This window comes from Kitasatospora sp. NEAU-69 (assembly GCF_057158765.1).
Genome location: NZ_JBWXUE010000084.1, coordinates 1 through 1,937, shown reverse-complemented (window position 1 = coordinate 1,937; position 1,937 = coordinate 1). Strand labels below are relative to the sequence as shown.

Sequence of the window (1,937 nt, the reverse complement as noted above, 5' to 3'; positions counted from 1 at the left end):
GATCAGCGCAGGCGGGCGAGGAGGGCGTGTTCGACGAGGGTGATGAGGGCGCTTTTGGCGCTGTCTCGTCGGCGGGCGTCGAGGGTGATGATGGGGGTGTCGGGTCCGAGTTGGAGTGCTTCGCGGACTTCGTCGGGGGTGTGGGGCTGGTGTCCGTCGAAGCCGTTGAGGGCGACGACGAAGGGGAGCCCGCTGTTCTCGAAGTAGTCGAGGGCGGGGAAGCAGTCGGCGAGGCGGCGGGTGTCGACGAGGACGACGGCGCCGATGGCGCCGCGGACGAGGTCGTCCCACATGAACCAGAAGCGGTCCTGGCCGGGGGTGCCGAAGAGGTAGAGGATGAGGTCTTCGTCGAGGGTGATTCGGCCGAAGTCCATGGCGACCGTGGTGGTGGTCTTGCCGGCGGTGTGGGTGAGGTCGTCGATGCCGGCGGAGGCCGAGGTCATGACGGCTTCGGTGCGCAGCGGGTTGATCTCGGAGACGGCGCCGACGAGGGTGGTCTTGCCCACGCCGAAGCCGCCGGCGACGACGATCTTCGCGGAGGTGGTGGCGCGGGTGGCCGCGGGGCTAGAGCTTGCGAAGTCCACTGAGGACCCTTTCGAGCAGCGTGACGTCGGGCTGGTTGCCGGATTCGCCCCCGGCGGCGGGCTGGTGGATGGCGACCAGGCCGGCTTCGGCGAGGTCGGCCACGAGGATCCGTGCCACCCCCAGTGGCAGTCCGAGCAGGGCCGACACCTCGGCCACCGACTTGACCTCGGTGGCGCAGAGCGTACAGATCCGCTGGTGCTCGGGCAGCAGCGTGGCCAGCCGGGCCGGGTCGACGCTGGCCGAGACCAGCGCCTCCAGGGCCAGTTCGTAGCGCGGACGGGTGCGGCCACCGGTCATCGCGAACGGACGGATCAGCGGGCCGCTGTCCAGGTCGTCGAACTCGTCCGGCTCCTCGTGCCGGGCCGGTCTGCTCGGACGGGCGGCCGGAGCTTCAGCGGGCTCGGGAGCGTAGCCGGGCTGCGGGTACTCCTGGCCGTACTGCTCCGGGTACTCCTGACCGTACTGCTCCGCGTACTGCGGCTGCGGCTGCTGGACCTGCTGGACGTGCTGGGGCTGCTGCGGCTGGCCGTAACTCTGACCGGGGCCTGCGCCGGGGGACCCGAACGCATCGTGGCCAGTGCCGGGGTACGGAACGCCGTACTGGCCCTGGCGGTCGTCGGGCGGTGTCACGGGTCCTCTCCTCACAAGGTGCGGCGGTGCGGTGCAAGGGTGCTGGCACAGCCTCAGGTGGGGCCGAAGCTGGTGGTGCGAGGGGCCGTACAACAACGGGGCAGTGGAACAACGCCCAACACCGAGCCCGCGTTCTGCGGACTCGGCCTGGGCGGCTGGATCATACAAGTACTACTGATTTGATGACACATCGTCACCAGAGCGCCGCCTGACGGACCGTCTGTCGGACGGCCCGTCAGATGAACGGCTGAACAGATTCAACTACATAAACCGCTGATGCACTGTCAGTGCAGGAGGCTGCCTTGGAGTTCGGCGCGCAGGGCGGGGGTGAGGACGGCTCCGGCGCGGTCGACGAGGAGGGCCATTTCGTAGCCGACCAGGCCGATGTCGGAGTCGGGGGAGGCGAGGACGGCGAGGGAGGAGCCGTCGCTGACTGCCATGAGGAAGAGGAAGCCTCGTTCCATTTCGACGACGGTCTGGTTGACGTCGCCGCCCTCGAAGATCCGGCTGGCGCCGGAGGTGAGCGAGGTGAGGCCGGAGGCGACGGCGGCGAGCTGGTCGGCGCGGTCGCGGGGGAAGCCTTCGGACATGGCGAGCAGGAGCCCGTCGGCGGAGACCACCACTGTGTGGGACACCCCTGGGGTGTTGTCCACGAAATTGGTGATCAGCCAGTTCAGGTTCTGTGCGGCCTGGCTCATCTGACTCAACTCAACGCTCCTGGT

The 1,937-nt window shown here is 68.8% G+C and carries 3 protein-coding genes; all 3 read right to left on the bottom strand.

Features of this window, described 5'->3' with window-relative positions; translation table 11 throughout:
• Positions 1-2: 2 nt before the first annotated feature.
• Positions 3-584, bottom strand: a complete 582-nt coding sequence (locus tag AC060L_RS37275) for a GTP-binding protein (protein WP_110673255.1) — start codon at positions 582-584, stop codon at positions 3-5.
• The gene (locus AC060L_RS37270; RefSeq protein WP_483803425.1) at positions 565-1,215 is read right to left on the bottom strand and encodes a DUF742 domain-containing protein; all 651 of its coding nucleotides are present in this window, start codon (positions 1,213-1,215) and stop codon (positions 565-567) included. The genes AC060L_RS37275 and AC060L_RS37270 overlap by 20 nt, the downstream gene beginning before the upstream one ends.
• Before the next feature lie 284 nt (positions 1,216-1,499).
• Positions 1,500-1,913, bottom strand: a complete 414-nt coding sequence (locus tag AC060L_RS37265; protein ID WP_035797811.1) for a roadblock/LC7 domain-containing protein — start codon at positions 1,911-1,913, stop codon at positions 1,500-1,502.
• Between the last annotated feature and the right edge of the window lie 24 nt (positions 1,914-1,937).